This is a genomic window from Arthrobacter sp. KKT183 (assembly GCF_055657625.1).
In genome coordinates, this window is sequence record NZ_CM145770.1 from 2,131,784 (window position 1) to 2,158,660 (window position 26,877).

At 64.1% G+C, this 26,877-nt stretch carries 19 protein-coding genes; 11 read left to right on the plus strand and 8 right to left on the minus strand.

Features of this window, described 5'->3' with window-relative positions; genetic code table 11:
• The first annotated feature begins 35 nt into the window (after window positions 1-35).
• Window positions 36-419: a DUF7793 family protein gene (locus ACZ2GY_RS10185; RefSeq protein ID WP_471671812.1), complete on the plus strand. Its 384-nt coding sequence runs from the start codon at window positions 36-38 to the stop codon at window positions 417-419.
• Window positions 409-1,962 (plus strand): putative bifunctional diguanylate cyclase/phosphodiesterase, encoded by a 1,554-nt coding sequence (locus tag ACZ2GY_RS10190; protein WP_346028148.1) that lies wholly within the window; start codon window positions 409-411, stop codon window positions 1,960-1,962. Before ACZ2GY_RS10185 ends, ACZ2GY_RS10190 begins: the two co-directional genes overlap by 11 nt.
• A 59-nt stretch (window positions 1,963-2,021) precedes the next feature.
• Here the strand turns inward: ACZ2GY_RS10190 and ACZ2GY_RS10195 are convergent, their stop codons facing one another.
• Both ACZ2GY_RS10195 and ACZ2GY_RS10200 read right to left on the minus strand, forming a co-directional pair.
• Window positions 2,022-3,128 carry a branched-chain amino acid aminotransferase gene (locus tag ACZ2GY_RS10195; protein WP_277358464.1) on the minus strand — a complete coding sequence of 369 codons (1,107 nt, stop codon included), beginning with the start codon at window positions 3,126-3,128 and terminating at the stop codon, window positions 2,022-2,024.
• 117 nt (window positions 3,129-3,245) lie between these two features.
• Window positions 3,246-4,301: a 3-isopropylmalate dehydrogenase gene (locus ACZ2GY_RS10200; protein WP_056548199.1), complete on the minus strand. Its 1,056-nt coding sequence runs from the start codon at window positions 4,299-4,301 to the stop codon at window positions 3,246-3,248.
• 195 nt (window positions 4,302-4,496) lie between these two features.
• On the opposite strand from ACZ2GY_RS10200, the gene ACZ2GY_RS10205 reads away from it, so the two are divergent.
• The 6 genes from ACZ2GY_RS10205 (at window position 4,497) to ACZ2GY_RS10230 (ending at window position 11,473) form a co-directional block, all read left to right on the plus strand.
• Window positions 4,497-5,600 (plus strand): hypothetical protein, encoded by a 1,104-nt coding sequence (locus ACZ2GY_RS10205; protein WP_471671813.1) that lies wholly within the window; start codon window positions 4,497-4,499, stop codon window positions 5,598-5,600.
• Window positions 5,601-5,653: 53 nt separating this feature from the next.
• Window positions 5,654-6,853: a sensor histidine kinase gene (locus ACZ2GY_RS10210; protein ID WP_277358462.1), complete on the plus strand. Its 1,200-nt coding sequence runs from the start codon at window positions 5,654-5,656 to the stop codon at window positions 6,851-6,853.
• Window positions 6,854-7,546, plus strand: a complete 693-nt coding sequence (locus ACZ2GY_RS10215) for a response regulator (RefSeq protein ID WP_277358461.1) — start codon at window positions 6,854-6,856, stop codon at window positions 7,544-7,546.
• 111 nt (window positions 7,547-7,657) lie between these two features.
• Window positions 7,658-8,425, plus strand: coding sequence for an ABC transporter ATP-binding protein (locus ACZ2GY_RS10220; RefSeq protein ID WP_346028146.1), 768 nt, complete (start codon window positions 7,658-7,660; stop codon window positions 8,423-8,425).
• Window positions 8,426-8,427: 2 nt separating this feature from the next.
• On the plus strand, window positions 8,428-10,905 hold the full coding sequence (locus tag ACZ2GY_RS10225) for an ABC transporter permease (RefSeq protein WP_471671814.1): 2,478 nt from the start codon (window positions 8,428-8,430) through the stop codon (window positions 10,903-10,905).
• Window positions 10,906-10,963: 58 nt separating this feature from the next.
• Window positions 10,964-11,473 carry a hypothetical protein gene (locus tag ACZ2GY_RS10230; protein ID WP_471671815.1) on the plus strand — a complete coding sequence of 170 codons (510 nt, stop codon included), beginning with the start codon at window positions 10,964-10,966 and terminating at the stop codon, window positions 11,471-11,473.
• Window positions 11,474-11,539: 66 nt separating this feature from the next.
• Here ACZ2GY_RS10230 and metG read toward each other — a convergent pair whose 3' ends face one another.
• Window positions 11,540-13,108: a methionine--tRNA ligase gene (gene metG, locus ACZ2GY_RS10235; protein WP_471671816.1), complete on the minus strand. Its 1,569-nt coding sequence runs from the start codon at window positions 13,106-13,108 to the stop codon at window positions 11,540-11,542.
• A gap of 99 nt (window positions 13,109-13,207) precedes the next feature.
• Between metG and ACZ2GY_RS10240 the strand changes: the two genes are divergently transcribed.
• Window positions 13,208-13,750 (plus strand): hypothetical protein, encoded by a 543-nt coding sequence (locus ACZ2GY_RS10240; RefSeq protein ID WP_277358544.1) that lies wholly within the window; start codon window positions 13,208-13,210, stop codon window positions 13,748-13,750.
• Between the two features lie 188 nt (window positions 13,751-13,938).
• Window positions 13,939-14,922: an AfsR/SARP family transcriptional regulator gene (locus ACZ2GY_RS10245; protein WP_277358545.1), complete on the plus strand. Its 984-nt coding sequence runs from the start codon at window positions 13,939-13,941 to the stop codon at window positions 14,920-14,922.
• Window positions 14,923-15,174: 252 nt separating this feature from the next.
• Here ACZ2GY_RS10245 and ACZ2GY_RS10250 read toward each other — a convergent pair whose 3' ends face one another.
• Complete coding sequence (locus tag ACZ2GY_RS10250) at window positions 15,175-20,886, minus strand: peroxidase family protein (RefSeq protein ID WP_277358546.1); 5,712 nt, start codon at window positions 20,884-20,886, stop codon at window positions 15,175-15,177.
• 147 nt (window positions 20,887-21,033) lie between these two features.
• On the opposite strand from ACZ2GY_RS10250, the gene lepB reads away from it, so the two are divergent.
• Complete coding sequence (gene lepB / locus ACZ2GY_RS10255; RefSeq protein ID WP_277358547.1) at window positions 21,034-21,546, plus strand: signal peptidase I; 513 nt, start codon at window positions 21,034-21,036, stop codon at window positions 21,544-21,546.
• Here lepB and serA read toward each other — a convergent pair.
• The 4 genes from serA to ACZ2GY_RS10275 all read right to left on the minus strand — a co-directional run bounded on the left by serA (window position 21,543) and on the right by ACZ2GY_RS10275 (window position 26,862).
• On the minus strand, window positions 21,543-23,132 hold the full coding sequence (serA, locus tag ACZ2GY_RS10260) for a phosphoglycerate dehydrogenase (RefSeq protein WP_277358548.1): 1,590 nt from the start codon (window positions 23,130-23,132) through the stop codon (window positions 21,543-21,545). The genes lepB and serA overlap by 4 nt on opposite strands.
• A gap of 206 nt (window positions 23,133-23,338) precedes the next feature.
• Window positions 23,339-24,364, minus strand: coding sequence for a ketol-acid reductoisomerase (gene ilvC / locus ACZ2GY_RS10265; RefSeq protein ID WP_471671817.1), 1,026 nt, complete (start codon window positions 24,362-24,364; stop codon window positions 23,339-23,341).
• Between the two features lie 87 nt (window positions 24,365-24,451).
• Window positions 24,452-24,964 carry an acetolactate synthase small subunit gene (gene ilvN / locus ACZ2GY_RS10270; RefSeq protein ID WP_056548179.1) on the minus strand — a complete coding sequence of 171 codons (513 nt, stop codon included), beginning with the start codon at window positions 24,962-24,964 and terminating at the stop codon, window positions 24,452-24,454.
• Between the two features lie 2 nt (window positions 24,965-24,966).
• Window positions 24,967-26,862, minus strand: a complete 1,896-nt coding sequence (locus tag ACZ2GY_RS10275; protein WP_277358549.1) for an acetolactate synthase large subunit — start codon at window positions 26,860-26,862, stop codon at window positions 24,967-24,969.
• Window positions 26,863-26,877: the final 15 nt, after the last annotated feature.

A 26,877-nucleotide genomic window follows, 5' to 3' on the forward strand; every position in this document is an offset into this window, starting at 1 on the left:
ACCCCGGCGCTCCAGCAAGGAAAGTGACGCTCGGCATGAATGCACTCTGGCTGATACCTACCGAGGTATCGGACACCACGGCTCCGGTATCCGTCATCCGCCTGGTTCTGCCGCAGGCCGAGCACATCTCCGAAGAGATAGCTGAGGCTTTTGCGCAGCGTGCCCGTGCAGAAGCCGGCGGCGGCCTGAAACCGATCCTTCTTGACATCACCGGTGTGGCGTCGATCAGCCGCGAGGCGCGCGCCGTTCTGAGCCGCTCCCGCTCAGCATCAGCTATTGCAGTGGTGGGAACGAGCGCGGTGGACCGGGTACTCGCGAATTTCCTCCTGGGAGGCGAGCCTCCCCCGTGCCCCACCCGCTACTTCGGGGACGAGGATACGGCCGTTGCCTGGCTGTTGGAGCGTGCGGATGACCGCTGACGGCGGGGACCCCCGCCTGGCGATGCTGGTCGACGGCATTGTGCGGCTCTCCCGTGGAGACCTCAGCAGCAGGATGACGCCCTCCCCCGTGCGTGATGATGTCGACGCCGTCATCACCGGCGTGAATCTTCTGGCTGAAGAACTCGAACTGGTCTACCGACAGTTCGAAATGCGCGTGGAAAACCGCACGGCAATGCTGCACCAGGCACATCTGGACATGAAGCGGATGGCAATGACAGACGCGCTGACCGGGTTGTCCAACCGAGTGGATCTCGTCGAGAAAATTGAGCAGTCCCTCTCAGGCCAAGCCGACGGCGATCCTCCTCCCGCGCTGCTGCTCCTGGACCTTGATTCGTTCAAGAATGTCAACGACCGCTTCGGGCACGACGCCGGCGACGACGTTCTGCGCGAAGTGGCGGAGCGCCTCCGTGGAGTTGTACGGGCAACTGACACTGTGGCCCGCCTGGGCGGGGACGAGTTCGCGATCCTCGTGACGCAATCAACCATGGAGATTGCGCTCGGAGTTGCCAACCGTACGCTGGAAGTCCTCGCGAAGAGCATCGACGTGGACGAGTTCAGTGTGCATCCACGCGCCAGCATAGGCCTGCGCCTCGCTACCCCGGAGCACACCGCCGAGTCCCTCCTGTATGAAGCCGATACAGCTATGTACGCGGCGAAAAACGAGGGGCGCAGCATCATCAAGACCTTCGAGCCGGTCATGCTTTACGACCGGCAGCTCCGGACGCTGATGGCATCCGAACTGCGCGATGCCATTGGGACGGACCAGCTGTGCGTGCACTACCAGCCGATTGTGAATCTGCGCGATGGTTCGGTCAATGGAGTGGAAGTCCTGGTGCGCTGGAACCACCCGACCCGCGGGATGATTCCTCCCGATTCGTTCATTCCCCTTGCCGAGGAGATCGGCGCCATTTCCGAAGTTGACCGATGGGTCATGGCGACAGCCCTTCAACAGTATGCAATCTGGCGCGCGGCGCTCCTGGTACCCGAGAATTTTCAGGTGCGCGTCAATATCTCGGCAATCGAACTGCGCCAGCTGGATATGGTCGACTTCGTCCGCGGACTTCTCAAACGGATGTCTGTGCCGCCGCCCTCGCTTGTCATTGAGATCACCGAGTCCGCGCTGGTGAGCGGCGGCGAGGTGGAAACCTATTCGCTGCTAAGCCTCAAACAGCTTGGCGTGTGCATTGAAATTGATGATTTCGGCACGGGCTACTCCTCGATCAGCTACCTGCGCAATCTGCCGGTCGACATGGTGAAGGTGGACCGATCCATCCTTCGGGAACCCGCGACAGGCTCCTGGCAGCCCGACTTCGTGGCAGCGGTCTTCCAGCTCATCCGGGCTGCCGGCCTCGGGGCAGTATTCGAGGGCATCGAAACCCAGGAACAGGCCGATTTCCTGAGATCCCTCGGAGAAATCAGCGGACAGGGCTTCTACTTCAGCAGGCCGCTTCCCGAGCCCGCGGTCACGGAGCTGCTGCGCTCAGGAAACGCACTCCCGCTCGGCCCGGCCGTGCAGAGCTGAAGAAACACCGAAGCCCGGCCTTCCTCAGGAAAAGCCGGGCTTGATGCTGTTCCGAGCCGCTACACGAGGCGGGTCATCCAGCCGTGCGGGTCCTCGACCTTGCCGGTCTGGATGCCCAGAAGCTGTTCACGGATGCTCATGGTGACCTCACCTGCCGAAGGATTCGGCGCGCTGATGACCTCGTCGCCGTCCTTCAGCTCGCCGATCGGTGTGATGACTGCTGCGGTGCCGCACGCGAATACCTCCGCGATATCACCGTTGCCCACGCCGTCGCGCCACTCATCCAGCGTGATAGTGCGCTCCTGCACCTCCAGGCCGCGGTCCTTTGCCAGCTGAATGATCGAGGAACGGGTAATGCCTTCAAGGATGGTGCCGCTCAACGCGGGTGTGACCAGAGTGCCGTCCTTGAAGACGAAGAAGACGTTCATGCCACCGAGTTCCTCGACGGCATTGTTGTTGAACTGGTCGAGGAAGAGCACCTGCTTGCAGCCGTGCGCCTCCGCCTCCAGCTGTGCTGCGAGAGAGGCCGCGTAGTTGCCGCCGCACTTGGCCGCGCCCGTGCCGCCGCGTCCTGCCCGTGCGTATTCGCGAGAGACCCAGATTGACACTGGAGCCAGTTCCCCGCCGAAGTAGTTCGCCGCGGGCGAGGCGATCACCCGGTAGGAGACCTCACGGGCCGGACGAACACCCAGGAACGCTTCGGTGGCAATCATGAACGGACGCAGGTAGAGGCTCTCGCCCTCGCGGGTCGGCACCCATTCCTGATCAGCGGCAACCAACTGGCGGAGGGACTCCAGGAACACGTCTTCGGGCAACTGCGGGAGTGCAAGCCGGGCAGCGGAACGGTTGAGCCGCGCCGCGTTGGCCTCCGGCCGGAAGGTCCAAATGGAACCGTCAGCGTGACGGTACGCCTTCATGCCTTCGAAGATCTCCTGCCCGTAGTGCAGCACGGCCGCTGCCGGGTCCATGGCGATAGGCCCATACGCCTCCAGTCGCGCATTCCTCCACCCGCCGACGCCTGCCGTGTCGACAGCGAAATCCACCACCGCGGTGTGGTCGGTGAAATGGTTACCGAACCCGGGGTTTGCAAGTATCGCTTCCCGGTCCGCCTCCGACCTCGGGCTGGCCGACGGGTACTGGGCGAATTCCAGCTGCGTAGCTGTCATGGTTCCTCCACGGTTACCTGCCCTCCGCAAGCGCTACGAAAGACACGATCATGCCTGGCGGTGATCCCGAACGGGATACGCACAGACGATCACTTGAGTTAATGGTTCCTAACCAGCTTAGGACACTGCAGCCGCAATCGCATCGCCGATTTCAGCGGTAGTGCGCGGAGCGCCGGACCGGGTGGCGACGTCGTTCTCCACCGCCCCCTCGATCCGCTCTGCCTGCTCACTGAAACCGAGGTGGCGCAGCAGCAGCGCTGCCGAAAGGATCGCTGCAGTGGGGTCTGCTTTCTGCTGCCCCGCGATGTCCGGCGCCGAACCGTGCACCGGCTCGAACATCGAGGGCGCCGTGCGGTCCATATTGATGTTGCCGGACGCGGCGAGGCCGATACCGCCGGTGACGGCTGCCGCCAGGTCCGTGATGATGTCCCCGAAGAGGTTGTCGGTCACAATGACGTCAAAACGCGAGGGGTCCGTCACCAGGAAGATCATGGCTGCATCGACGTGCAGGTAATCGTGGGTAACCTGCGGAAATTCGCCTGCCACGGCCTCCACGGTGCGCTTCCACAGGTGGCCCGCGTGCACCAGCACATTGTGCTTGTGCACCAGGGTGAGGTGCTTGCGGGGCCTCTCGCTCGCCCTGCGGAAGGCGTCACGGACCACGCGTTCAACGCCGTGTGCGGTATTCACGGAGACCTCAGTGGCTATCTCATGGGGAGTGCCCGTGCGCAGGGCTCCGCCGTTGCCTACGTACGGTCCTTCGGTTCCCTCCCGCACAACCACGAAGTCGATCTCGCCGGGATCGGCAAGGGGGCTTGGCACCCCGGGGTAGAGGCGTGAGGGACGGAGGTTGACGTAGTGGTCGAGGCTGAAACGGAGCTTGAGCAGCATTTCGCGCTCGATGAGGCCCGAAGGGATGCGGGTATCTCCCGGGGCGGCACCGACGGCCCCGAAAAGGATGGCGTCGTGGGAGCGCAGGCGGTCCAGTACCTCCTCCGAGAGGGTCTCCCCCGTAGTCAGCCAGTGCTCGGCACCGAGCTTGTAATCCGTCAGGGTCAGTTCCGCATCCGCAGCAGCCGTTGCTGCGCGCAGCACTTTGACCGCTTCGGTAATGACCTCCGGTCCGATGCCGTCACCGGGAATTACTGCCACATTGATGCTGGATGAAGTCATGGGATCAGCCTAGGCAACCATCCCGCATCACGGACAATTCAGTTCCGGATAGTGAGACATACTGCATGGAAGGAAAACCTGAGCCAACGTTGCGCTTCGGCAGGCGCCATCTCTGCGGAAAACCGTCAGGTTCATCCGGATAATCGATCCTGGCGCTGTCACCGCGCAGCGAGTCTGCAGCCTTCCAGGAGTCTCATGAAAGTTCATTACCCCCGCATCCGCCCGCTCACAGCGGCCGCCGTCGTCGTCGTTCTGGCCGTGAGTGCTGTACCGGGCGCTTCCGCAGCCGACAATTCGACGATGACCACAGATCCCGGTCCAGCCGGCGATTTCACGTGGGAAGGCTATAACTGGCTCAAGCGTTCGTGGACCGGAGGTCCGCACTACAACGGCAGTTTCGATCCAGCCAATGTCAGTGGGCCGGACGCGAACGGGAAAGTCAGCCTTGCTCTCACCAATCCGTCGGGAAATGCACCCGTGGCGGCAGAGTTCCAGTCCACCCGCCGCGGCTTCGGCTACGGCACATACAGCGCAGTGGTCGAACGGAACCTGCAGACGCTACAGAAGGAAGTGGTGTGGGGATGCATGTTCACCTATGACCCCGATTCCGCACCGGGCCACAACGAAATCGACGTCTGCGAAGCGTCCGCGTGGGGCGGCGGCGCGGCCTGGGGCGAGTCGCGTCCGGTTCGGCAGGGCCATGGTTACTGGTTCGACGCCACCAAGCCGGCCGGAACCGGCAGCACCGTTGTGAATTTCGATGTCACGCCGGACCCCGTGCTCACTCACCGGCTGGTCTGGGAACCCGGCAGGCTGACTTATGAGACCTTCGCCGGCGAGGGCTACTCCGGCACCCTGCTCAAACGCACTGTCCTGGAGGGTGCCACCGTTCCCGTTCCCGCACGGGAGGCGGTCCACTTCAACCTGTGGGTCACCGGAGGCGGGGGCGGGTATCCGAACCAGGTCCGGCCCGAGCAGGTCACGGTCCGCGACTTCTCCTTCACACCCCGGGCTGCCGAACCGACGCTGCCGGCCATTCCCCTTGCGCCGGCGCCGACCATCACGGGCACCGCAAAAGTAGGCCAGAGGCTGACCGCGAACCCGGGCTCCTGGAGCACCGGCACCGCACTGACCTACCAGTGGTACCGCGCCGGCACCCCGATCCGGGGCGCAACCGCCAAGACCTACACGGTCCTCAAGGCGGACCGGCACAGCGCGCTCACGGTGGCGGTCACCGGCTCGAAAGCAGGCTACGCATCCGCTACCCGCGTCTCTGCTCCTACGGCGCGCGTACGGTAACTCCACCCCTGGGGCGATGTTCACTGCAGTAAGCCGCCCTAGAGTGGGACGTTATGGATGCGCACCACCGGTTAGCCCGCTGGCTACGGGAGAACCAGGAGAAAGTCGACCGCCTTGTGGCGGCAGCGGCCTTCGTCCTCCTGGCGCTGCCGTACGTGCTCCTGGGTTCACCCGTCGAGTTCATGGTATCGGCGGCGCTGGTCATCCCCCTGGCCTGGCGGCGCAGTAGGACCGTCGCGGCTGCTTCGACGGTCGCGGCAGTGTCCATCGGCCAACTCCTGATCAACCAGCCGCCTGTTGCGGCCCAGCTCAGCGTCCTCGTCATGGTGTACGCGCTCGCTGCCTATGCCCCACGATGGGCAAGCCTGGGCGGTGTGGGTGTTGCAGCCTTCGGGATGGTGGCCGGCGTTGCGCAGTTTGGACTGAACCAGTACCAGACCGGCATTGCTGCTCTTCCCCTGTACGCGCTGTACATCTTCTTCGCCGTGGCCGTGGTGCTGTTGTGCTGGGCCTTCGGTGACCTTGCCCGGAACCGCAGGCTCGCGCTGCAGGCGCTGCAGGACCGCGCCCGCCGGCTGGAAATTGAGCGCCAACAGGAACGCGACCTCGCGGCCGCAGATGAACGCAGTCACATCGCCCGTGAGATGCATGACATCGTTGCCCATTCGCTCTCGGTCATGATCGCCCAGGCCGACGGCGCGCGCTACGCCGGTGCCGCGGACCCCGCCGTCGCTACCTCTACTTTGGGCACCATTGCGGAGACCGGCAGGGCATCGCTGCGGGAGATGCGCAGGCTGCTCGGTGTCTTGAGAAACGACGACGACGCCCCCACCCGCCCCCTGCCGTCCCTTGCCGATGTTCCTGATCTGATCGGAACGGTGCGGCAGGCGGGCCTTGACGTCGCGCTGACCTGGCAGGGTACTCCTCGCCGGCAGTTGGCAACGGGCGCAGAACTCACTGTCTACCGGGTGATTCAGGAAGCACTGACCAACGTCCTCAAGCACGCCGGCCCGCGCGCATCAGCGTCCGTTTCGCTGTCCTGGACCGGAAGGGGCCTGGAAGTGGCAGTCGACGACGACGGGCGCGGCGCAGCATCCGACGGCGGGTTCCTTGACGGGAACAACGCTCACCCCGGCCAGGGCATCCGTGGCATGGCCGAGCGGCTGAAACTCTACGATGGGACTGTGGAAACCGGTCCGCGTGACGGCGGCGGTTTCGAAGTCCATGCACTGATTCCCTATACGGAGGCCTGAATGAGCACCCCGTCCTCCACCGCAACCATCCGCGTTGGGCTGGTCGATGACCAGCAACTGGTCCGCAGCGGTTTTTCGATGCTGATCAACTCACAACCGGATCTCGACGTCGTGTGCCAGGCAGGCACCGGCACCGAGGCGGTCTCCGTGCTCGCGTCCACGGCAGCCGACGTCGTGCTGATGGATGTCCGTATGCCCGGCATGGACGGAATTGAGGCAACCAGGCGCATTCTCGCGCAGGCACAGGGATCCGGGCCGCGCATCATCGTCCTGACCACGTTCGACCTGGACGAATACGCACTCGCAGCCATCCAGGCCGGGGCCAGCGGCTTCCTGCTGAAGGACGCGCCGCCCGAAGAGCTGCTCGAGGCGGTGCGGACGGTTCACCGGGGGGATGCCGTCATCGCTCCGTCAACCACGCGCAGGCTGCTGGAACACGTGGCACCGCTGCTGAGGGCGCCGTCCGGAGCCAACGAACGGGCGAAGTCCCTGGTGGGGAGCCTCACGGTCCGCGAGCGCGAAGTGTTCACGCTGATAGCGCAGGGTAGGTCGAACACCGAGATCGCCTCGGATCTGTTCCTCTCGGAGGCGACAGTGAAAACACACGTGGGACACATTCTCGCCAAGTTGGGCGCGAGGGACCGCGTGCAGGCAGTGGTGCTGGCCTATGAGGCCGGCGTCGTACAGCCCTGACCCACTCATCCCGAACCGTCGCCGGTCTCATCCTCCAGTAGGAGAACGGCGCGGCGAAGAACCTCCCGCCGTCCGATCCGCGGTAACCCACGCATTTCATAGCGTGGAGGCATGACACCGAATCTTTCGACGGCCGCCGCGCCGTCCTCCGTTTCCGCCGCAGCGGTTGCTGCCGAATCCATCAACAAGTCCTACGGCCGGGACAACACCACAGTGCACGCTCTGCGCGATGTCTCCGTCAGTTTTCCGAGCGGACGATTCACCGCCATCATGGGCCCCTCAGGCTCCGGGAAGTCCACGCTCATGCACTGCCTCGCCGGCCTCGACACTGCCGATTCCGGCCGGATCCTGCTGGGCGGCACGGACATCACCGGACTGAACGACGCCGAGCTGACGCGGCTGCGACGCGATCGCGTGGGATTCGTGTTCCAGTCCTTCAACCTGATCCCCACCCTTACTGCGGAACAGAACATCACTCTTCCCGTCGCGTTGGCCGGCAGGCAGGTGGATCGCGAATGGCTGCAGCAGATCTGCACCATCCTCGGTCTGACCGACCGGCTCAGCCACCGTCCACATGAACTGTCCGGTGGGCAGCAGCAGCGGGTGGCGGTGGCACGCGCGCTGCTCACCCGCCCGGATGTCATTTTCGGCGATGAGCCGACCGGCAACCTCGATTCCCGTTCGGGAGCGGAGGTGCTGGCCCTCCTGCGGCGCAGTAGCCAGGAGATGGGACAAACCATCATCATGGTGACCCACGACCCGGTTGCGGCTTCCTACGCCGACCGCGTCATCCTGATGCAGGACGGCGCCCTGGTGGGGGAACTGGAACGAAGCACCCCCGACACCATCCTCTCCGCCCTCTCACAGCTGGGAGCCTGACCGTGCTGACTGTTGCCCTGTCCCAGGTTTCGCGGCATGCCCGCCGCTACATCGCCGTCGGGCTTGCTGTCATGCTCGGCGTCGGCTTCCTTGCCGCCACCCTGATGGTCGGCGCCACCACTACTGCAACTCTTCAGAACAGCATCGGTGCGGAGTACTCCAAAGCCGACCTCGTAGTGACCTCGGCTGACGGCTCCTTGCCGCCGGCAACGGCCGACGCTGTTCGTTCAGTAACCGGAGTCGATGTGGTGCATGCGGAACAGCAGGGGTATTTTGTGCTCCGGGCCGGCACCGCAACAAACATGGCGAATCTTTCCGCGCTGGCACCGCCCGTACTGGAAGGCCTCGTCCTGCAGGAAGGCAACCTGCCCGAATCCGACGGCCAGGTGGTGATTGACGCTGCGTCGGCTCAACAACTCGGTGTGGAAATCGGCGACACAGTGCAGGGCGCGGCTCTTCGCGAGGGCACCCTCGAGGAAAACCTCGCAGCATGGGGTACCGGGCTGACGGTAACCGGGTTCAGCGAACCGTCCGCCCACCCTTTCCTCTCCGGGGCCATCGCGCTCCATGCCGTCCCGTCCCAGGTCGATGAACTGGTTCCGGAGGGTGCAACGACACAATTGCAGCTCACTCTCACGGATTCAGCCGAGGCGGCACAGGTGGGAACCGCCGTCGGCCAGGTGTTGGCGGACGCCGGTGCTGACGCCAGCGTGCTCACCGCAGTCGAACAGACGACCGAGGACGTCGCTGCCCTGTCCGGCGGACAGGACCAACTGACCATCGTGCTGCTGGCGTTCGCCGTTGTCGCGGTGATCGTCACGGCTCTCGTGATCGCCAACACGTTCTCGGTGCTCGTCGCCCAGCGCACGCGGGAACTCGCGCTGCTGCGCTGTATCGGGGCGGGCCGCGGGCAGATCCGCCGCTCGGTCCTCCTGGAAGCCGCGGTGGTCGGCACGGTGTCCTCCGCGCTCGGGGTACTGCTCGCCGCAGGTGTGATGTGGGTGCTCGTGTCCCTTGCACGCACTGTTCCAGGCAGTGAATTCGCCACCCTCGCCGTGCCGGCATCGGCTGTCGTGGGCGGCATGGTGGTTGGAATCCTCATGACCATCGCAGCCGCCCTCGTGCCGGCACGGGCAGCCACCGCCGTCGCTCCACTTGCCGCGCTCCGGCCGGCCGAACACGCCGGTGTCACCACCCGACGCGGCCGGATCCGCCTGGGAATCGGTGTGCTGGCGGTCGTGGCAGGCAGCGCTCTGCTCGCGGTCGGAGCCGCTCAGGCCAACCTGTTGCTGGCGTTGCCCGGAGGTGCACTGTCCTTTCTCGGATTCCTGCTCTGCGCCGGCCTGTTTGTCCCGGCACTCGTCACGGGCGTCGGCCGGCTTGCCTCGCCGCTGGGCGTACCCGGGAAGCTCGCTGCGGTGAACGCAGTACGCAATCCGGCGCGAACGACGGCGACCGCAACGGCCCTGCTTGTCGGCGTCACCCTCGTCAGCATGATGATGGCCGGAGCACAGACATCGCGGACAGCGTTCGATGACGCCCTGGCGCAGAACTACCCGGTGGATCTGGCCGTGCAGCTTGAAGGCGGAGAAGACCCGGATGCTGTGAGTACCCTGCAGGCGCTGGAGGGCGTCGACGCAGTGGTGCAACCCATGCCGGTGGGCCGCACCACAGACGAAGCAGGCGGGCAGACGGTCTACAGTCTCTCGGCAGCCGACGCGGAAGCGGTCCTGCGCTCGGAGACCGCCTACCCGCAGGACGGCGAAGTGGTGATGCCGGACGGCACCGCAGTGACCGAACTCGAAGTGGCCGGGTCCTCAACTACCCGCCTTCTTCCCGTGAAGGAAGCCGAAAGCCGAACGATCGTTCCCCTCATTACGCCGGCCACTGCAGAACAGCTCGGGCAGCTGGAGGCAACGGACACGGGTGGAGTTCTCTGGCTGAAGCTGGACGACTCCCTGGGAACGGGTGAGATCATGCAGCTTCGGACGAGCGTTGTGGACGCCCTGGGCGTGTCCGAGTATCTCGTCTCGGGAGCAGCGCTGGAACGCGCAACCTTCAACCAGATCATCGATGTGCTGCTGCTTGTCGTCACAGCTCTCCTGGCGGTCGCCGTATTGATTGCGCTCATTGGTGTAGCCAACACGCTCTCCCTCTCGGTGCTTGAGCGCACACGCGAATCGGCACTCCTTCGGGCGCTGGGGCTGACCCGGGGCCAGCTGCGCGGCATGCTGGCAGTGGAAGCCGTACTGATCGCCGGAGTGGCAGCGCTGATCGGGATCGTACTCGGAATGCTCTACGGCTGGCTCGGCGCGCAATCGGCGCTGGGCATGGTGGCTGTTGTGACGCCGTCGTTCCCGTGGCTGCAGCTGGCAGGCGTGCTGGTTGTCGCTACCGCTGCGGGACTGGCGGCATCAGTACTGCCTGCCCGCCGCGCGGCGCGGCTCTCCGCCGTCCAGGGATTGGCCGTGGAGGACTGACCTGCAAGGATTGCTTCACGGTCCGCGCACTCGGGCCGTGAAGCAATCAGGAGGACCGGTGAAGAACCCCACTCGGGAAGAACGGCAATGGCTGTTTCGCTATTTGGAGGACCATCTCCTCGGAGCGACCGGCGGGGTGCGTCTCTTTCAGGCAGCTGCCCAGACTTGGGAGGGCACACAGCACGGGCGCGCGCTGTCCCGCCTCCACGACGAGATTGACCACGAACGCAGTGAGCTCCTCACCTCCCTGCGCTCTCAAGGCCACCGTCCGAACCCCGCAAAGATGGTCTTCGCGCATCTCAGCGCTGCCGCCGCCCGCCTGAATCCCCTCAATGTGAGCAAGGCGGAGAACGGTCCGGGGGCACAGCTGGAGCTGGAGGCACTCCAGAGCCTCGTCCGCGGGAAGGAAGCGCTGTGGGAGACCCTCCTGGCGCTGCTGGACGACGGCTGGTCCTTCACCGGATACGACCGCGAGCGCCTCACCCAGCTTGCAGAGCGGGCGCGCGGACAACAGCGGGAAATTGCAGCCATCATGGTGAGCACGGCCGCCGAGCGTTTCCGCGCGTGACCCGCGTTGATTTGTCAGGACACGCCCCGTTAGCCGTCGCTATAGGGGTGTGTCCTGACAAATGAACTAGTCTTCCGCGGGCTCCTCGTACTTCGGGAAAATCGGAGCAGGCGCCGGTAGGGCGATGCCGGGCACCAATGGAGTTGCGATCGCGCTGAAGCGGCGGGCGTCGTCGTCGTTCCCGGTGCCCTGGCCCAGAACCGTGAGCAGCTTCGCGGCGCCGTCCGGCATCACCGGCTGCACCAGGATTGATACGATCCGAAGGATCTCCAGGGTCACGTAGAGGACCGTGTTCATGCGGTCGAGGTCAGTCTTCCGCAGCACCCAGGGCTGCTGCTCGGCGAAGTACGCGTTCGTGTCTCCCAGGACCGCCCAGATCGCCTCGAGCGCGCGGGACAGCTCCTGCTTGTCATATGCGGCCCGGCAGGTATCCAGCAGCGTGTTCGCCGCAGCCAGGATGCGCTGGTCCGCCTCAGACAACGACGACGGCGCAGGCACCAGCGAGTCACAGTTCTTCGCCACCATGGACAGGGACCGCTGCGCAAGGTTCCCCAGGTTGTTCGCGAGGTCCGAGTTCATCCGGGTCACGATGGCCTCATGGCTGTAGGAGCCATCCGCTCCGAAGGGCACCTCGCGCAGCAGGAAAAAGCGGATCTGGTCCCGGCCGTACTGCTCCATCCAGTCCTTCGGCGCAATCACGTTGCCCAGGGACTTGGACATCTTCACGCCCTTGTTGTGCAGGAAACCGTGGATCATGACCCGCTTGGGCAGCTCAATGCCTGCGGACATCAGGAAGGCGGGCCAGTAGATCGCGTGGAAGCGGGAGATATCCTTGCCGATCACGTGCACGTCTGCGGGCCAGTACCTGCGGAACTGCTCCGACTCGGTGTCCGGGTAGCCCACCCCGGTCAGATAGTTGGTGAGCGCATCCACCCAGACGTACATGACGTGCTGGGGATTGCCGGGCACAGGTACACCCCAGTCGAAGGTGGTGCGGCTGATCGAGAGGTCGTCCAGACCCCGCTTCACGAAACTGATGACCTCGTTGAAGCGGGATTGCGGTGCGCCGAATTCGGGCTGCTCCGCGTACAGCACCAGTAGACGGTCCTGGTACGCGGATAGGCGGAAGAAGTAGCTCTCCTCCTCCGTCCACGTCACCTCGGTGTCCGTGTCCTTCGAGTAGCGGATGCCGTCCTCGCGGAGCTCGGTCTCTTCCTCGGTGTAGTACGCCTCGTCACGCACCGAGTACCAGCCCGCGTACTTGTCGAGGTAGATGTCTCCGGCCGCTTCCATCCGGCGCCAGATGTCCTGCGAGGCCGCGTAATGGTCCTCATCGGTGGTCCGGATGAACCGGTCGTAGCTGATGGCGAGGTCAGCGTGGGCAGCCTGGTAGACCGCGGCGTTCCGGTCCACCAGCTCCTTCGGCGAGATCCCCTCTTTCTCCGCGGTCTGAGCAATTTTCATCCCGTGCTCATCAGTACCTGTCAGGAACATGACGTCATAGCCGTCCAGCCGCTTGAAACGCGCGATGGCGTCGGTGGCGACATACTCATACGCATGCCCGATGTGCGGCACGCCGTTGGGATAGGTGATGGCTGTAGTGATGTAGAACGGGGGTTTCTGCGCAGAACTCACCCTAGAAAGTTACCCTGCCGCCGTGGGGTTGTCGCATCATTGCGTTGCCTGGCTCCTGCGATCATGGTTTTCCCATGGTGGGGAGCGAACACTACTTGCATGGCACAGCAACTCGACGACCGCCGCGTCGCCCACCGCGCTTCCCGCCCCCGGCATCGGATGCTCATCCCGGCCGCGCTTCTGATCGGCGTGCTTGGCGGCGCAACCTGGGTACTCACCAACAATGTTGAGGAGGAACCTGCCGCGATGCTGGGTGCATCGGACACTGTGGACGGCGGAATTGCCCGGATCAACGGAATACTCCCGCTCGAATCCGACGGCTGGGTGCCTCCGTCCAACGGGGCTGCCCTTGAGACCGCAGTGCCCGACGGCGCGCATCGCGTCCGCGTGCTGCTCGAACTTACTGCGCTGGAACCGGAAGGCATCGCCTTCAGCGCCGCCGACTACTTCGTCGACGGGCTTGGCACCGGGGAACCGCACGTCATCTGGGCATCCCCGTCACAGCACATCGCGGAACAGGGAGAGACGATTGATGCCACGCTGGTCTTCGAAATTCCGAACAAGGCGCTCGCACTGGTACTCAGTGACGACGGCGAGGCGCGGCTTTCGCTCGGAACTGACCACCACACGGCCGGTCAGTGAGTGGTCCTGAGTAGCCTTAGCGGCTACTCAGGTAACTACCCTGCCGCTACGCCGGGAAATTCGAGTAGTGCCCCCGAATCCTTCGGAATCGGGGTCATTTTTTCGGGTAGGGCCTACTCGTGATCCCCGTTTCTCCAATCCCTAGGTTTGATCTCGTCATCACAAGCACGAAAGACGAGGTCTCGCTCATGTTGCAGTCAGACGCATTTTCACCGGCACATTCGGGTTCCCCCGCGGACGCACCAGGCGTGCCGGCTTTCCTGACCGTCCAGCTGATCGGCTCGCTCCGTATACGGCGCGGAGACACAGTGTTGAACGCCCGGACCCTCGGCGGGCCGAAGCCGCGCCAGATCCTGGAGATCCTCCTCCTGAGCCTCGGCACACCGGTCTCCAAGGACCGCCTGATCGAGGTCCTTTGGGAAGGACACGCACCTGCTGAAGCCCTTCCGACCCTTGAAAGCTACGTCAGCGTCCTGCGCCGGAACATCCAGCCCGGCAGCGGCAAGCAGGGTCCGCTGCGCACCACGACCGGCGGTTACGTGATGGACGCAACCATGGTGGACCTGGACGTCTTCCGCTTCGATCAGCTCCTGCGGCAGGCCCAGCAGAGCGCGCCGGAAGCAGCGCTCAAACTCCTTCACGAGGCACTTACACTCGCCACCGCTCCCCTGCTGGGCGACGAGCTCCTCCCAGCCTGGGCAGAAGACGAGCGGGAGCTGCACAGCTCCCGGGTCCTTGAGGCAACGGTGCTGGCAGCGGAAACCGCCTCAGCGGTCGGTGCAGTCTCCGAGTCGATCGACTGGGCCCAGAAGGCCCTCACCATGGACCCGCTCAATGAACGTGCATGGTTGGCCCGGGTTGCCGGCCTCGAGCGCACAGGACGCTACGCCGAGGGCCTGCAGAGCTACGAGAAGTGCCGGCGTGCAATGGTTCGGGAGCTGGGATGCGCACCCGGACCCGGGCTGAAGGCAGCGCATGCCCGCCTGCTGCAGGCCACTGCAGAGAGCGAAGGCGAACTGTCCGACGTCCTGTCCGCTCTGCTTGTGCTTCACGGCCAGCTCAGCAGGACCACCGCACCGGTGGCTGCAGCTCCGCAGAACGTCCGGCAGTCTCTGCGGGACGCCACAGTCGTCATCAACTCCTTCCTTGTGCGGGCGATGTCCGCAGCGTAGGAGAGTCCCGGTTAGAGGTATCCAAAGAGGGTTTCCCCCCAGTCGGGTGGGAAACCCTCTTTGTGTGTCGGAAAAGCAAGCCGGCGTGTGCTGTTGCATGACACGTGAACCCCGCTGACGCATCGGCACGTCGCCGGCCGTGCTCAGGGGCACTTTGCTACTGCCTGCCCTGGCAGGAGCCCACGCACGAAAGGAAGGACCATGGCGGGGATTCCCGCCATGGTCCTTTCGTCTGGGAGTGGCCCTACCGCATCAGGTGATCAGGTAGTTGCCCCACCCGTTGCCGATCTGCGTGCGGCTTCCAACCCGTCCGGTTCCTGTGCCCGGGTAGAGCCACAGCCTGCCTACGGAGTCGCGAGCCACGACATCGGAACGTGAGTCCCCGGTGAGGTCACCGATTCCCACCAGTGAGTACCCGTTCCAGCCGCTGCCGAACAGTGAACGGCTCTGGAAGCCGCCTCTGCCGTTGCCGGGGTACAGGAACAGGCGTCCTGTGCTGTCGGCTGCGATGATGTCCGAGCGGGCGTCGCTGTTGAAGTCACCGACACTCGCAATCTGGAAGCCATTCCAGCCACTGCCTGCCTGGCTGCGTGACTGGAAGCCGCCTGATCCGTTGCCAGGGTACAGCCACAGCCTGCCGTTGGAATCCCGAGCCACGAGGTCAGACCGGTCATCTCCGTCGAAGTCACCAGGAGCGGTCAGTGTGTAGCCGCCCCAGCCATTGCCGATTTGAAGTCCCCTCACAAGCCCCGCAGCGCCGGTTCCGCGGTAGAGCCACAGCCGCCCGGTGGAGTCCGAGGCGAGGATATCCGCGTTTCCATCGCCGCTGAAGTCGCGGGTGGCAATGATGCTGCGCATCCCCTGCCATCCTGTTCCCATCAGCGACCGGGTCTGCAGCCGGCCTGCTCCGTCTCCCGGGTACAGCCACAGCCGCCCGTTGGGGTCACGGGCAACCAGGTCGGCAATGCCGTCGCCGTCGAAGTCTTCGCGCAGCTCCGGCCGGGTGGGGGTAGCTGCGGCTGACAGGATTGAGAACTCCCCGGCACCCAGTGCGTTGACTGCCCGTACTTGGAACCGGTAGGCCGTTTCATTGGCAAGCCCGGTGATCTCGAGGCTCGTGGCGGTTGCACCCGCTGTCCTCGGCGCTCCCACGGGCTGTCCGTCAGCGCCGAGGACCTGGACTGCGTATCCGGTGATCGCGGATCCGCCGTCGGTATCCGGCGCACTCCAGCGGACAGTCACCGATCCATCCGCCGCGGTCACTTCACCGAGAACCGGAGTTCCGGGGACTGATCGTGGAGTGACGGCTGCCGAGGCTGCAGAAGCTGCACCCTCGCCATGAGCGTTCACTCCAAGGACCTTGAAGCTGTACGCCGTGCCGTTTGCGAGGCCGGTGACTTCCGTCGTCGTCGCTGTGCCGGTGAGCGAAATCGTCTGCACGAGGGTTTCGCCAGCGAGCACCTGCACTTTATAACCGGTGATCGCGGTGCCGGCGTTGGCAGCCGGGGTGCTCCAGGAGAGCGTGGCGATGCCGTTGCCGGCGACGCCTGTCACGTTGGTCGGCGCGTTGGGCACAATGTCCGGGACAACCGCTGCGGAGAGCGGCGAGAAGGCACTCGTTCCCAGCTCGTTGGATGCCCGGACCTGGAAGCGATAGGCCTGACCGTTTGTCAGCCCGGTCATCACCGTGCTGGTTTCATTGCCGGGAACCTGGCGGAGAGCGCCCACCGGTGCACCGTTTGCGTCCACTGCACGTACCTCGTAAGTGGTGACCGGGGAAACCGGTGCACCCCATTCGACTGTGGCAGAGCGGTCGCCTGCAACTCCTGCGGCGATCTCCGGGACACCGGGAGCCTGGGAATCCGCGAACAGGAGCTTCTCGATGTTCCGCAGGGTATCCACGCCGTCGCCGTCACCCAGCGGGGGAAGTGCATCGGGATCATCGCCGAGATGCGTCACCGTGGTGACGCTTCCCGGAGCCCCCGGGACAGCACCCGTCGGTACGGTGGTCACTGTGTAGTTCTGCTCCAGGTCCGAGAAGACCGCAGCGTCCGCATCACCGGCTTTCCCTGCGTTGACGATCTCACGCACAATGACGATGTCTCCCGGATCAACAACACCGGCGAAAACAGCGGCCTGCAGGGTCCGTGAACTGTCAGCCAGGTAAGGCTTTTCAATACTGTCAGTGCTGCCGATTTCCGTAGTCGGGTCGGCGGGATCAGTGCGTACGCTCATCCGGACGCGCAGTTCCTTGTCGCCGTCGAGGATGTCGTTGCCGGACCTGCCCTCGAGCACATCCGAGCCGGCACCACCGAGAATGATGTTGCCCTCTCCCCAGATGCCGCCGTTATCCGTGACACCTGCGGGAAGCAGTTCGCTCAGGCCGGTGATTCTTGCGACTCCCTCGGCGTCCAGCCAGTTCTTGCCGGATGTTCCTTCGCCCTCGACCAGCCGGGGAACAACGTCGTCGCCGCGAAGAACATCATTCTTCGCCGCTCCGGAGAGCCCTTCCACCTCTGCATAACGGTCGCGCAGCACGTCCACGGGAAGCGGCACGCCCAACAGGTTACGAGTCAGGTCCGTGTCCGCCGCCAGGCCGTCGACCTGGTGCGAGGTCCAGTCGAAGCCCGCAGCACCTGCATTGCGCTCGATGCCCGGGTCGGCCAGCATGATGTCGTCGCCGCCTTCGGCATCATAATCATCGTCACCGTTCTGGCCCATCAGGACGTCATTGCCGGGTGTGTTCGGATCGTCGAAGAACGGGGCACCGCTATCTCCCATGAGGAGGTCGGCACCGTCCCCGCCCTGGAGCCAGTCGTCTCCTGCGTCGCCGCGGGAGAGGTCGTTGCCTCCGCCTGCAATCAGAAAGTCGTTGCCCTCGCCGCCGAACGAATCGTTGGTATTCGCTCCGCCGTTGATGAAGTCGCTACCGCTGCCGCCGAGAACGAGATCCAGTCCTGGGCCGGCGTCCAGTGCATCATTGCCCGGACCGCCCTTCAGTACGTCATCACCCGCGGAGTCGGTCACGATGTCATTACCCTCGCCTCCGAGGGCGGTGTCAGCGCCGTCGCTGCCTTCGATGACATCGTTGCCGCCGTTTCCGAGAAAGGTGTCATTGTCGACGCCGCCCCAGATGCGGTCAGCTTCTGCGGTTCCGTTGAAGACGCTCTGGCCGTTGATGCCGGCCGGGTCCTCCGAGTTGGTGGTGCGGTAGCGAATGGTGCCGTCCGGCATCCGGATCAGCAGGGCTTCCTCGTTGCACTCGGAACGCGGATCGTCCAGCACCGTGGTGCCGTTGAACTGCAGCCGGCCAAGTTCGAACTTGCAGTCGGAGGTGCCGAACACGTCTGCCTTCAGCGCAGTGGCGCTGGTGTTGCGCATGATCATTTCGGCGAAGGAGTTGCCTTCCAACTGACCCAACAGGTTCATGCCCGGCGTGCGGACCAGGTAGTAGAAGCGGTCGCCGTTCTGCAGGTCCAGCATCTGCTGCTCGAACACGTAGTTGAACGTTGAACCGAGCAGGCCGCCGAAGAGGTTGGTGCGCTCGGCGAGTCCACCGACCCAGAGATCGATCTGGTTCAGGCCGGTTTCCTTGTCAGCCCAGGTACCTACGCCGCCCATGAAGTCCGCGGCGTCTGCGGGGACGGTGCCCTCTGCAGCATCGATCGGCGGGTTCACGATCAGCTGTGCTGCATCCCGCTTGCCCTTCAGCGTGGTTGCGACGGTGATGCTCGGGTGTTGACCATACGCCGCCACAAAGTTGACCAGCGACTCCGGGTGCTTGAGATTCAGGCCGAAATCGATCCAGTTCACGTACGGCTTGAGCTGGCTGTCGTTGGTCTTGTTGTAGATTTCCTTGCGCAGGTTGTTCAGCGACGGAATGCCCGTTTCACGGGCACGGGCGATATTGATGGCGGCCAGGTCCAGCGGAAGTCCAAGCAGGTTGTTCCGCAGGGTGTCGGTAACAAACTCGTCGAGCTCGTTGCCGACCTGGTCTGACATACCCATAGCAATGGATCCGGCTGCGTCTTTAGCTGAGAGCGGCTCGGTGCCGCCGCCGTCGTAGTACATCGGCGGGTTCAGGAAAGCGTCCAGCAGCGGCACATCGTTTGTGGATCCGTCGGCATTCGTCCGGGACACGGTATCGGTGAGCATCGAGTGACCGAAGCGGTACACGGCGTGTGCAAACTCGGCGCTGATCGCCGGGTCCACGTCGTCGTGATAGGTGGCGAACGGTTCAAGGAGCGGCTGTACCTTGCGGGCAAATTCTTCGAAGGCGAGGTGCTGGTACTCCATTTCGGTCACAAATCGGGCAGCCTGGAAAAGGCGCTCGCCATTCCAGCCGCCCGCTCCGGCAGCGCTCTTCCACTCCGCCAGAGCTGTTACGCCGCGGCTTGTTGTATCGGCGGTGAGGGTTGCCTTGATGTCCTCGAGGAGTCGGTTGTGTTCCGAGTGGAAGACCTGGTGGATCATGGTCAGCGCGACATTCTCATTGACCCGGCCGTCACCGGCGACAAAATGCGCATTCAGCATCTCGTTGTCATAGGTGCTGGTGCTCGGGGCTCCGGGAGGGTTGATGGTGTCGTCAGCATCGGGCAGGAAGTTCGCCTTCGGGACAGCATTGTGCGCGATGTCATCGAGAAAGGATTCGTTCACCCGGAGCGCGTTGGCCGGCACTGCAACCGGAGCTTCGGTGTTGCCCTCGACCATGCCGTCTGCGGTCACGTACTGCGGAAGTCCGCGCTCGGGACCCGGGATGAACTTCCCGTAGGGGTCAACGGCGATCATCGGAACACTGTGCACGTCCATATCGGATAGCTGAAGACCCAACTGACCGGCCGCCTGGGCCTTCAGCATTGCCCAGGTGCCCATGCCGCCGTCGTCGGAGGCCAGCAGCGCTCCGGTGGAGACCGGCCTGCCGCCGGCGTTGTTTGTGTACTCCCTCAGGAAAACCTGGTGGGACGGGTCCGAGCTGTAGGTCTGTGATTGGTCTACCAGTGGGCCGGTGCGGTTGGTCGCCTCGCGGACATCATCCTCCGTGCCCAACTTCCCATCCAGGCCGGGCTGATTGGTGGCGCGGGTGAGGACCATGAATCGCTGGCGAGCGGGAAGATCGTCCGCACTCGGCGTAACGCCGTCGGGCCCCGCAATCAGCGGGTCATCCGGCTGCAGCGGGATGAAAACCGCGCTGCCCGACTTATTGACCATGTCGAGGCCGTGGTCGAAGAATTGTCCGAAGATTGTGAACAACGAGTTGTACGGGGGCGAGAGGCCGACGTCTGTGGTGATGTTCGGGATGAAGAGTGTTTCACCGGCAGGCACGCAGCCCGCCGGCAGCCCTCCGGCGTCGCAGGGCACCACGCTGTCGGCGCCGCTTTGCGTGCGTACCGGGTACTGCGCTGCGGAAACCGCCGCAGGATTCGTAGAGGTCTGGTCCACAATCAGATTGCTGATGACGCGGGGGTCGGCATCGACCACGTTGCCTACGCCGTCGTAGGTCGTGGGACCGGGCTGGCGGATGATGGCCCCGTCGTCGGCATCGAGGTAATCGGGAGTGGTGAGACGGGGGAAGAGACGGTTCGACTCCGCAAAGTCTTCGCGACCTGCCTGGAGGTTGTTGCAGGAGCCATCCACCGTGCGCAGTCCGTAGGAAACCAACGGGCCGGGCACCTGATCAGGTCCGGTACCGAGCAGTGCGCCGCAGGGACCGGTCTCGCTGGTGGTGTTGCGGACATGTGCCTCAGCGATCTTGATCTGGCGCAGAATGAACGCCAAATCGGACGTCGTGACGGTAAAGCCCTGGCCGACGGGCGCCGCCTGCGCGGGCGCCGCGACCAGTGGCAGGCCGATACCCGTGAGCATAGCCAGTGATGTGAGTGCCGAAAGCGTGCGTCGAAACGGAAAACCTGTGGGCCGCATCTGAGCAGCCGGGTGCTCCTCCGAGGCGTGTTGTGCCTTTCCCATAATTCCTCCCAAGACCTACCGACGGTCTTCCACCGGTGCCGCAAGAGTCCCGTACGAGCGTTATGAATACCTTGGAAGGTGCAGGGTTTCCCCAACCATCCGAGCGGAGGATAACGACTAACGGATGACCGGTTGGAGGACGATCGCATGGGTGGTCAGGAGGCGAGCACCGCACGAACTTCGTCTGCGCGCTGGCCGCGGTACCGCTCGCTGGCGGGACTTATGGCCGTTGTACTCCTGCTCGTCGGCTTGCGGCTTTGGGTGATCGAGCCGCTCTGGGTCTCTTCGCCGAGCATGGAACCCACCGTTCCCGAGGGGAGCATCGTAGTGCTCTACCGGCACGGGGAACCGGCGCCGGGCGCTTTGGTCTCGTTCCGGAATCCCTCCGAAGCGGGTACCGTGCTCAAACGCGTGGTGGCCGTCAGCGGGCAGAGCGTTGCCATTGAAGATGCGTTGCTCTACATTGACGGCGTCCCGGTATCCGAACCTTTTGTCGACCACGCGCTCATAGACGGCACCTACTTCGGGCCCGTCACGGTTCCTCCCGGGCATGTCTTCGTGATGGGCGACAACCGGGCTCAGTCCATTGATTCCAGAGACTTCGGTCCGCTCCCAGTCGACAGCATCGAAGCCACAGTGGTGTGGCCGCTCCCGAACTAATCCTGCAGATCCACCTCACGAGCCACTGATGCGCCGATTGCGTCCTTCAGGCTCTCCAGCGCATCCTGCGGCACGGAGCTGTCCACGGTGAGCAGCGACAGCGCCTGGCCGCCCTCCTTGCTGCGGGCGACCTGCATGCCGGCAATGTTGATCCCGCGCTCCCCCAGCACCCGGCCCAGGGTTCCGATCACACCGGGCCGGTCCTGGTACAGGATCACGAGCAGGTGCTCGCTGATCGGGATCTCGAGATCATAACCGTTGACCCCGACCAGCTTCTGAATCTGCTTCGGCCCTGTGAGCGTACCGGCGACCGAGATCTGGGACCCGTCAGACAGCGCACCGCGGATGGTCAGCACATTGCGGTACTCCTCCGAGGACTCAGTTGTGACCAGGCGCGTGTTGATGCCGCGCTGCTCGGCGAGAACCGGTGCATTGACGTAGGAAACCTGCTCGGAGACGACGTCGGTGAAAACACCCTTGAGGGCGGCCAGTTCCAACGCCTTGACGTCCAACGAGGCGATCTCGCCAGCTACCTCGACCTCGATCTGAGTGAGTGAATCATGGGTGAGTGCGGTGAAGATACGGCCCAGCTTCTCGATCAGTGGGATACCGGGACGTACTTCCGGCGCAATGACGCCGCCTGCGACGTTGACGGCGTCAGGCACGAGTTCTCCTGCGAGTGCCAGGCGGACCGATTTTGCAACGGAGATACCAGCCTTCTCCTGAGCCTCTGCCGTGGAGGCGCCGAGGTGCGGGGTGACCACAACGTTGTCCAGCTCGAAGAACGGGAGATCGGTGCTCGGTTCCTTGACGAACACATCAACTCCGGCGCCGGCAATCTGCCCTTCCTTGAGCGCGTTGTACAGCGCTTCCTCGTCCACCAGGCCGCCGCGGGCCACGTTCACCACGTACGCGCTGCTCTTCATCTTCTGAAAGGCTGAGGCTCCCAGCATGCCGACGGTCTCGGGCGTCTTGGGCATGTGGATGGTCACGAAGTCCGACTCCGCAAGCAGCTCATCGAGTGTCACAAGCTGGACCCCGAGCTGGGCTGCCCGCGCCGAGGTGACATAGGGATCATAGGCGAGGATGTCAGTGCCGAAACCCTGGAGCCGGGCTGCAACGAGTGCACCGATGCGGCCAAGGCCGATGATGCCGACCTTCTTCTCGTAGAGCTCGATCCCCGAGTACTTGGACCGCTTCCACTCGCCGCCCTTCAGAGCGCCGCTGGCCTGCGGAATGTGCCTGGCGAGACTGAGGATATGGCCGACGGTGAGTTCGGCCGCGGAGATGATGTTGGAGGTGGGGGCGTTGACTACCATCACACCCGCTTGCGTGGCCGCCTTGATATCAACGTTGTCCAGGCCGACGCCGGCACGGGCGATGACCTTCAGCTTGCGGGCGGCGGCGATTGCCTCGGCGTCCACCTGGGTTGCTGAACGCACCAGGATCGCGTCCACCTCTGCGATAGCGGAGAGCAGCTTGGACCGGTCAGCCCCGTCGGTCTGGCGGATCTCGAAATCCGGTCCGAGCGCATCCACGGTTGCCGGCGAGAGTTCTTCAGCAAGGAGAACTACTGGTTTTTCCACGGGAGATCCTTCGCAGTGCGGTGGGCAGAAGTGTTCCAGATGTGTGTTCAGGAATTTTGTTCAAGTGTAGTTTGCCGCTCCGGCGAGCCCACTTTGTTACCCGCTATGGAGAGCAGATGAGAGAAGTGCCACACAATGGGCGACGGCCGGACCGGCGGGATACTCCGCCGGTCCGGCCGTCGCCTCCAGGGTGTCAACAACGATGATCAGCGGGCGACTGAACCTTCGGTGTAGTCGTCGTTGGTCTTGATCCACGAGAACAGCTTGCGCAGTTCGCGGCCCGTTGCCTCGATCGGGTGATCCTCGCCCTGCTTGCGCAGCTTCTCGAATTCGGGCGCACCCGCGTCCTGGTCATCGATGAAGCGCTTGGCGAAGGCACCGTTCTGGATATCCGCGAGAACTTCCTTCATGTTTTCCTTCACCGACGGGTCAATGACGCGCGGGCCGGAGACGTAGTCACCGTATTCTGCTGTGTCGGAGACGCTCCAGCGCTGCTTGGCGATGCCGCCCTCCACCATCAGGTCAACAATCAGCTTGAGTTCGTGCAGTACCTCGAAGTACGCGACCTCCGGCTTGTAGCCGGCCTCGGTGAGTGTTTCGAAACCGTACTGGATGAGCTGGGACGCGCCGCCGCACAGGACAGCCTGTTCCCCGAAAAGATCGGTTTCGGTCTCTTCGGTGAAGGTTGTCTCGATGACGCCCGCGCGGGTGCCGCCGATTGCCTTCGCGTAGGACAGTGCCAGTTCGCGGGCCTTGCCGGACGGGTTCTGCTCAACGGCGATCAGGTCGGGAACGCCGCGTCCCGCTTCGAATTCGCGGCGAACAATGTGGCCCGGGCCCTTCGGCGCAACGAGGGCAACATCCACGTCGGCCGGAGGCTGGATGTAGCCGTAGCGGATGTTGAACCCGTGACCGAAGAACAGGGCGTCACCTGCCTGCAGGTTGGGAGCAATGTCCTCAGCGTAGACGTGGCGCTGGACCTGATCCGGCGTCAGGACCATGATGAGGTCGGATTCGGCAACGGCGTCGGAGACATTGAGGACGCGCAGGCCCTCGCTTTCCGCCTTGGCGCGGGACTTTGAGCCCTCCTTCAGGCCCACGCGGACGTCAACGCCCGAGTCGCGGAGGCTCAGCGCATGGGCGTGGCCCTGGCTGCCGTACCCGATAACAGCCACGGTGCGGCCCTGGATGATCGAAAGGTCTGCATCGTCGTCGTAGAACAACTCGGTCACTTGTGTTTCTCCTGTGATGTGATTGTGCCGCCCACCTGACGTGGACCGGCGTGGTTGAGGTATTGAGAGTGAAGTTCGCGCTGCTGGCTAGGCGCTCCTGAGCGCCCTGTCACTCATCGATTTGGCGCCGCGGCTGATCGCCAGGGTTCCGGACTGCACTATTTCGCGGATGCCGAACGGCTCCAGCACTGACAGGAGCGCGGAAAGCTTTTCGGCAGTGCCGGTGGCTTCGATGATCAGCGAGTCGGTGGACACGTCAACCACTGAAGCGCGGAACAAGTCTGCTGCCTGGGTTACCTGCAGCCGTGTTGCGGCATCCGCGCGGACCTTGACCAGGATGTGGTCCCGCTGCACGGAGGATTCGGGGACAAGCTCGACAATCTTGATCACATTGATGAGCTTGTTCAGCTGTTTTGTGACCTGCTCAAGCAGGTCCCCTTCTGCCTCTACCACGACAGTTATCCGGGACATCCCGGTTACTTCGGTCGGACCGACGGCCAGTGAGTTGATGTTGAAGGCGCGTCGAGCAAACAGGCTTGCGACACGGGTCAAAACGCCCGGGACGTCCTCGACCAGAACGGAAAGGGTATGACGGGCCATTGTTAGTCCTCCTGCTCCCAGTCCGGGGTCATGTTGCGGGCAATCTGGATGAGGTCGTTACTGACGCCAGTGGGGACCATAGGCCACACCATCGAGTCACGGCTGACCACGAAATCGATCACAACGGGCCGGTCGTTGATGTCCAGTGCCTGCTGGATGGTGGCATCAATGTCCTCATCCCGCTCACAACGCAGTCCGGCGCAGCCGTAGGCGTCGGCAAGTTTCACGAAGTCCGGAACCCTCACGGTGTTGTGCCCGGTGTTGAGGTCCGTGTTCGAGTAGCGGCCCTCGTAGAACAGGGTCTGCCACTGGCGCACCATGCCCAAGGAGGAATTGTTGATCACGGCGACCTTGATCGGAATGTTGTTGATCACACAGGTGGCCAGCTCCTGGTTGGTCATCTGGAAACAGCCGTCGCCGTCGATCGCCCACACCACGCGGTCAGGGTTGCCGACCTTGGCGCCCATGGCGGCCGGAACCGCATAACCCATGGTGCCCAGGCCGCCGGAGTTCAACCAGGCATGCGGCCGCTCGTAGTTGATGAATTGGGCTGCCCACATCTGGTGCTGGCCAACGCCTGCCGCATACACGCCCTCCGGTCCGGTGAGCTCACCGATGCGCTGGATGACGTGCTGCGGGGCGGAGAGCCCGTCTTCGGGCTGGGTGAACCCGATGGGGTAGCTCTCGCGGAGCCGGTTCAGCACCATCCACCAGGCGCTGTAGTCCGGCGCGCCGGAGGCGGCGAACTGCTCGCGCAGTGCCGCGGTGAACTCCGGAATGATCTCTTTCACCGAGCCGACAATCGGTACGTCGGCCGTCCGGTTCTTCGAAATTTCGGCAGGATCGATGTCCGCATGGATCACTTTCGCCCCGGGCGCGAAGCTCGAAAGCACACCGGTTACGCGGTCGTCGAACCGCGCGCCGAGCGTAATCAGCAGATCCGACTGCTGAAGGGCAGTCACCGCGGACACCGAGCCATGCATGCCGGGCATGCCGACGTGCTGCGGATGGGAGTCGGGAAAAACCCCGCGGGCCATCAGCGTGGTGACAACCGGTGCGCCCAGCAGCTCCGCCAGCTCGAGCAATTCTGCTGCCGCATGGGCCTTGACCACACCGCCGCCCACGTAAAACACGGGACGTTCCGAGGCCATGATGAGCCGGGCGGCCTCGCGGACCTGCTTGGCGTGACCCCGTACCACCGTGCGGTAGCCGGGCAAGTCAACTTTCGGTGGCCAGGAGAAGGACATCGCGCCGACCTGGGCGTCCTTTGCGATGTCCACGAGCACCGGTCCCGGCCGCCCCGTCGAAGCGATGTGGAATGCTTCAGCGAGAACCCGGGGAATGTCCTGTGATTTGGTCACCAGGTAGGAGTGCTTGGTGATCGGCATGGTGATGCCGACGATGTCCGCTTCCTGGAACGCATCCGATCCGATCACGGCGCTGGATACCTGGCCGGTGATGGCCACCATCGGCACCGAATCCATATGCGCATCCGCTATTGCGGTGACCAGGTTGGTGGCCCCAGGCCCGGACGTGGCAATGCAGACCCCCGGACGCCCGGTCACCATGGCGTAGCCCTGGGCCGCATGCCCGGCGCCCTGCTCATGGCGGACGAGGATGTGCCGAAGTTTGGTAGAGGCCATCAGCGGGTCGTAGGTCGGAAGAATTGCGCCTCCGGGAAGGCCGAAGATGTCATCAACGCCGAGTTCCTCAAGGGCGCGGACAATCGCCTGGGATCCGGTCATCTGGGTTGGCGGCACCACGCGGTTGAGCCCGAGCACCGGACTGGCGGGCGCGGAAGGAGCCGCGTTGTCCCTGCCCGGCTGCTGGACCGGTGCCGCCGGAGCGGGTTGTCTGGTTGCCATCAGCGCCGGGCTGATGGGCGATCCCTTGGACATCTTTGAACTTCCTTT

Bases quoted from the DNA above. Each gene is read 5' to 3' on its own strand.
- ACZ2GY_RS10200 (WP_056548199.1), bottom strand. From the start codon at position 4,301: ATGACTTCATCCAGCATCAATGTGGCAGTAATTCCCGGTGACGGCATC.
- ACZ2GY_RS10245 (WP_277358545.1), top strand. From the start codon at position 13,939: ATGTTGCAGTCAGACGCATTTTCACCGGCACATTCGGGTTCCCCCGCG.
- ACZ2GY_RS10220 (WP_346028146.1), top strand. From the start codon at position 7,658: ATGACACCGAATCTTTCGACGGCCGCCGCGCCGTCCTCCGTTTCCGCC.
- ACZ2GY_RS10185 (WP_471671812.1), top strand. From the start codon at position 36: ATGAATGCACTCTGGCTGATACCTACCGAGGTATCGGACACCACGGCT.
- ACZ2GY_RS10215 (WP_277358461.1), top strand. From the start codon at position 6,854: ATGAGCACCCCGTCCTCCACCGCAACCATCCGCGTTGGGCTGGTCGAT.
- ACZ2GY_RS10210 (WP_277358462.1), top strand. From the start codon at position 5,654: ATGGATGCGCACCACCGGTTAGCCCGCTGGCTACGGGAGAACCAGGAG.
- ACZ2GY_RS10205 (WP_471671813.1), top strand. From the start codon at position 4,497: ATGAAAGTTCATTACCCCCGCATCCGCCCGCTCACAGCGGCCGCCGTC.
- ACZ2GY_RS10275 (WP_277358549.1), bottom strand. From the start codon at position 26,862: ATGTCCAAGGGATCGCCCATCAGCCCGGCGCTGATGGCAACCAGACAA.
- ACZ2GY_RS10190 (WP_346028148.1), top strand. From the start codon at position 409: ATGACCGCTGACGGCGGGGACCCCCGCCTGGCGATGCTGGTCGACGGC.
- ACZ2GY_RS10195 (WP_277358464.1), bottom strand. From the start codon at position 3,128: ATGACAGCTACGCAGCTGGAATTCGCCCAGTACCCGTCGGCCAGCCCG.
- ACZ2GY_RS10240 (WP_277358544.1), top strand. From the start codon at position 13,208: ATGGCACAGCAACTCGACGACCGCCGCGTCGCCCACCGCGCTTCCCGC.
- lepB (WP_277358547.1), top strand. From the start codon at position 21,034: ATGGGTGGTCAGGAGGCGAGCACCGCACGAACTTCGTCTGCGCGCTGG.
- ilvN (WP_056548179.1), bottom strand. From the start codon at position 24,964: ATGGCCCGTCATACCCTTTCCGTTCTGGTCGAGGACGTCCCGGGCGTT.
- ACZ2GY_RS10250 (WP_277358546.1), bottom strand. From the start codon at position 20,886: ATGGGAAAGGCACAACACGCCTCGGAGGAGCACCCGGCTGCTCAGATG.